The 4,654-nt window shown below is 65.5% G+C and carries 4 protein-coding genes and 1 tRNA gene; 3 read left to right on the top strand and 2 right to left on the bottom strand.

What is annotated here, in order from left to right; all coding sequences use genetic code 11:
• The 3 genes from ACAH41_RS13175 to ACAH41_RS13185 form a co-directional block, all read left to right on the top strand.
• Positions 1-1,206 (top strand): DEAD/DEAH box helicase (locus tag ACAH41_RS13175; RefSeq protein WP_370538324.1); only part of this gene is annotated, 1,206 nt, incomplete at its 5' end.
• A gap of 84 nt (positions 1,207-1,290) precedes the next feature.
• Positions 1,291-1,378 (top strand) — tRNA-Ser (locus ACAH41_RS13180).
• Positions 1,379-1,610: 232 nt separating this feature from the next.
• Complete coding sequence (locus ACAH41_RS13185; RefSeq protein ID WP_325648475.1) at positions 1,611-2,339, top strand: XdhC family protein; 729 nt, start codon at positions 1,611-1,613, stop codon at positions 2,337-2,339.
• A gap of 101 nt (positions 2,340-2,440) precedes the next feature.
• Here ACAH41_RS13185 and ACAH41_RS13190 read toward each other — a convergent pair whose 3' ends face one another.
• A complete protein-coding gene (locus ACAH41_RS13190) occupies positions 2,441-3,316 on the bottom strand; it encodes an aldo/keto reductase (protein ID WP_141284425.1) in 876 nt (291 codons plus the stop codon).
• Between the two features lie 197 nt (positions 3,317-3,513).
• Positions 3,514-4,654: xanthine dehydrogenase family protein molybdopterin-binding subunit (locus tag ACAH41_RS13195; protein ID WP_370538325.1), on the bottom strand; the 1,141-nt coding region annotated here is incomplete at its 5' end.

Below are 4,654 nucleotides of genomic sequence, written 5' to 3' on the forward strand. Positions count from 1 at the left end.
CGCCGCTTCGCGCCGTCGCTCAGCGTGCAGGTCTTCGGCGAAGCCGGAGCAGACCGCGCGGCGCAGATCGCCACCGACACCCCCGGCAGCGTGCTGCTTGTCTCGTATGCGCTGCTGCAGCAGGACGCCGAGCGTTTTGCCGCCCGCGAATGGGCCACGCTGGTCATGGACGAGGCGCAGGCCATCAAGAACGCTGCGGCCAAGCGCAGTCAGGCGGTGTTCGGGCTGCAGGCGAGGTTCCGGCTTGCACTTTCAGGTACCCCAATCGAAAACCGGCTGGGCGAGCTGTGGTCCGTGATGCGGGCCTGCAACCCTGGCCTGCTCGGCACCATGGCGCGTTTCAATGAACGCTTCGCCGGCCCCATCGAGCGCCAGCGCGACAAGACTGCGCAACGCCAATTGCGCAGGCTGATCGCGCCCTTCATCCTGCGCCGCACCAAGGCCCAGGTGCTGGACGATTTGCCGCCGCGCACCGAGCTGGTCCTGAAGGTGCCGCTGGAAGCCGCCGAGCAGGCGCACTACGAAGCGCTGCGGCGAGACGCCTTGGTGGCCGCAGAGCGCAGCCTCTCGGGCGACGCCATCGGCCAGGCACAGTTCAACATCCTGGCCGGGCTGACGAAGCTGCGCCGCGCCGCCTGCGACCCGCGCCTGGCCAGCCCGCACCTGAGCCTGGTCGGTGCCAAGGTCAAGGCCTTTGGCGAACTGGCTGCCGAGCTGGTCGCCAACGGCCACAAGGCCCTGGTCTTCAGCCAGTTCGTCGACTTCCTCACGCTGCTGAAAGCACCGCTGGACGAAGCCGGCATCGCCTACCAGTACCTGGACGGCAGCACGCCCGCGGCCGAGCGCATGAAGCGTGTCGATGCCTTCCAGGCCGGGCAGGGCGAACTGTTCCTGATCAGCCTGAAGGCCGGCGGCTTCGGCCTGAACCTCACGGTGGCCGACTATGTGGTGATCGCGGACCCGTGGTGGAACCCCGCCGCCGAAGACCAGGCCAGCGGCCGCGCCCACCGCATCGGCCAGCAACGCCCGGTGACGGTCTACCGCCTGGTGGCCGAAGGCACGCTGGAAGAGAAGATCCTCACGCTGCACCGCGACAAGCGCGAACTCGCCGACCTGCTGCTCGACGGGCAGGAAACCGCCGCACTGCCCAGCGCCAACGAACTCATCGCGCTGATGCGCGAGGACAAGGAAGAACCGGGGGTATGAAATACTTTCCGCAAGGTTTGCGGAGGGCTCAGAACCTGAGCTAGAATCTGAGGCTTCACCCGGTGACCACGGGTGCACCTATCAGGAGAGGTGGCAGAGTGGTCGATTGTACCTGACTCGAAATCAGGCGTACGGAAACGTACCGAGGGTTCGAATCCCTCCCTCTCCGCCAAAAGTCGATGAAACACGGGGCCTTGCGCCCCGTTTTCATTTCCTACCTACATCTCTACCTACAAGGCTGAGTCCGCTTCAGCATTGTTTGACTTGTAGCGTGGTAGCGACGGACTAAAGAGCTGGTAGCCACTTTCAAATGGAAGTGAGCGCTGCGTCGCGCAGTTCCAACAGACATCCCGTCGCCCTGTGCTTGCACTCCGCCCATTCACATTGTTGGCGCCGACGGCGCGGTGGTCGGATCGGTCAGCGGTGGGTGCATCGAGGACGATCTCCTGCATCGGCTGGTGACTGGCCGCACTGCCTGGCGCCAGCCGGGTGAAGCCGCCCGCACCTTCATGCGCTACGGCGTCAACTCGGACGAAGCGCGGCGCTTCGGCCTGCCTTGTGGCGGCACGCTCGAACTGCTGGCGGAGTTCGACCCTGCTGTCGAGCCGCTGCAAGTGCTTGTCGACGCACTCGCCGAGGGGCGACTCGTTCGCCGCACGGTTCGCTTGATCGACGGCTCGGCGTCGCTGGCCGACAGGAGCGCGCCGGAGGCCTTGCAGCTCAATGCGGACTTCGCATCGCAGACCTTCGGCCCCGGTTACCGCATGCTGCTCATCGGCGCGGGGCAGCTGGCGGAGTACCTGGCCACGATGGCGCTCTTCAACGGTTTTGCAGTCAACGTCTGCGACCCCCGGCGCGAGGACCTTGGTTCGTGGAGCGTGCCGGGCGCGCGGATCGTGACGGACATGCCGGACGACGCCGTCGTCGCCTTCCGCCCGGACCGGCGCACCGCCGTCATTGCGCTGAGCCACGACCCGAAGCTCGACGACCTCGCGCTGATCGATGCCCTTGCGACCCAGGCGATGTACATCGGTGCCATCGGAAGCCGGCGCAACAGCCTGGCGCGCAGGCAGCGTCTTGGCGAGCACTTCAACGTCGGGTCGGAAGCGAGAGTTCGTGAAGATTTGATCTGACGGCAGATCCAGGCCCGAGGGCTCGGTCGGGTTATTCAAGGTGAAAGGCGCACGCCTGCACAGGCCGCGGCAGCCGCAGCCGGCAGGCCGTGTGCATGGGTTCAACCGCGCGGGGCAGCGGCGTCAAGTTCGGCAAATTCCTCGTCGCTGAGTGTGATCGCCGCGGCGGCCACGTTTTCCTCCAGGTGAGCCATCGTGCTCGTGCCGGGAATGGGCAGGATCACGGAGCTGCGCTTCAACAGCCAGGCCAGTGCGATCTGGCCGGCCGTGGCGCCCTTCGCCTTGGCGAGCGCGTCCACCGCTCCGCCGGGTTTGACGAGAGCGCCCGCCGCCAGCGGGAACCAAGGGATGAAACCGATCCCGTTCGCCTCGCAGTAGTCGAGCACGTCCTCATCCGCCCGGTCGGCCAGGTTGTAGCGGTTCTGCACCGTTGCCACTGGGAAGTACTTGCACGCCTCTTCGATGGCCTCGACCGGCACCTGGCTCAGGCCGGCATGCCGAATCAGGCCTTCGTCGATGAATTCGCGGATGGCGCCGAACTGCTCTGCACGCGGCACCTTCGGGTCGATGCGGTGGAGCTGCCAGAGGTCGATCTGTTCGAGCTTCAGCCGTCGCAGGCTCATGTAAACGCACTGGCGCAGATAGGCGGGGTCGCCGATCACCGGCCAAGATGGGCTGGTGGCGTTGCCGGGGTAGCGCACGAGACTGCCCTTGGTTGCGATCTTGATCCTACCGTGAGGGTGCAGTGCCTCGGCGATGAGCTGTTCGCTGACGAACGGTCCGTAGCTGTCGGCCGTGTCGATCAGATCGACACCGATCTCCGGCAGGCGCTTCAGAACGCGGATCGCCTCGTCGCGGTTCTCCGGTTCGCCCCACACGTTGGGTCCGGTGATGCGCATCGCGCCGAAGCCCAGGCGGTTGACCGTCAGATCGCCGCCAATGGCGAACTGACCGGCAAGGCTGGCATCAACTTTCATCTTGATTCTCCGGTAGTTAATTTTCTGTGCACGACTGATCAGGCGTCAGGGACGCGGGCGTCGCGCAGAGGACGAAGAACGCAACTGGCGCGGACAGCGAAGCGAGCAGCCCGCGCCGGAATCGATTGCCCCTTGCCGGTGGCGACATCCAGCGACCAGAACACACCACCCACCGCAAGCTTGCGGGTTGGGTGAAGTCACAGGAGTTTCTCTGGGGTGATCGGTAGATCGCGGATGCGCTTGCCGGTGGCGTGATACACAGCATTGGCGATGGCGGCCGGAATGCCGACCATGCCCAACTCTCCCATGCCTTTGACCCCCAGTGGATTGACGATGGTGTCGTCTTCTTCCACAAAGATGGTCTCGATGGCGTGGATGTCGGCGTTCACCGGCACGTGGTAATGCTGCAAGTTGGCTGTCATGAAGCGGCCCGTGCGGTGATCGACTTCGGTGGCTTCCTCCAGCGCCATTCCGATGCCCCAGACCACGCCGCCGATCTCCTGGCTGTGCGAGGCCAGCGGGTTGAGGATCTTTCCGCAGGCGGTGATCTCGATCACCCGGGTCACCCGCATCGTGCCCAGGTCGGGATCGACTTTCACCTCGACGAACTGGGCGCCGTGGGCGAGTGAGGCGTACTTTTCTCGTTCGGGTGATGGGGTCGAGTTAAAGACTTCGGTGATCTCGTTGGTGCCGGTGCGCCGCATGGCCTCGGCAATGTCGACCGCGCGCGAAGGATCGCTCTTGGAGCGCAGGCGGCCATCGAGCATCTCGACGTTTTCGGCAGCGATGCCGCTCAGCGGCGAGGCGGCCTCGCGGTTCGCCAAATCCAGCAGCTTGGCGGTGATCGTCAGCGCCGCGCCGCGCACGGCAGACCCGACGCTGGACGTCGTCCACGAGCCGCCTTGCGCCGGGGCCTGAGGCTGGCGTGTATCGCCCAGCTCGAATTTCACCTGATCCATCCGAAGGCCCAGGAACTCCGCCGCGATCATGGTCATCACGGTGTAGGTGCCGGGTCCGATGTCGCTGGTTGCGCTGGCAACGCTGGCGGTTCCGTCGGCGCGGTAGGTGACCTTGGCGCTCGCAGGCATCTGCATCGCGCCCCACACGCTCGACGCCATGCCCCAGCCCACCAACAGCTTGCCGTCGCGCATCGAGCGCGGCTCAGGGTTGCGGTTCTTCCAGCCGAACTTCTCCGCGCCCAGGCGGTAGCACTCGCGCAGGGCCTTGCTCGAGAACGGCTTGCCGCTGACCGGATCGACCTCGGCGTAGTTGATCAGGCGCAGTTGCAGCGGATCGATCTTTAGCGCATAGGACAGCTCATCCATCGCGCTTTCCAGC

The organism is Ideonella sp. (assembly GCF_041287625.1).
Lineage (GTDB): Bacteria > Pseudomonadota > Gammaproteobacteria > Burkholderiales > Burkholderiaceae_C > Ideonella.

Bases quoted from the DNA above. Each gene is read 5' to 3' on its own strand.
- ACAH41_RS13190 (WP_141284425.1), bottom strand. From the start codon at position 3,316: ATGAAAGTTGATGCCAGCCTTGCCGGTCAGTTCGCCATTGGCGGCGAT.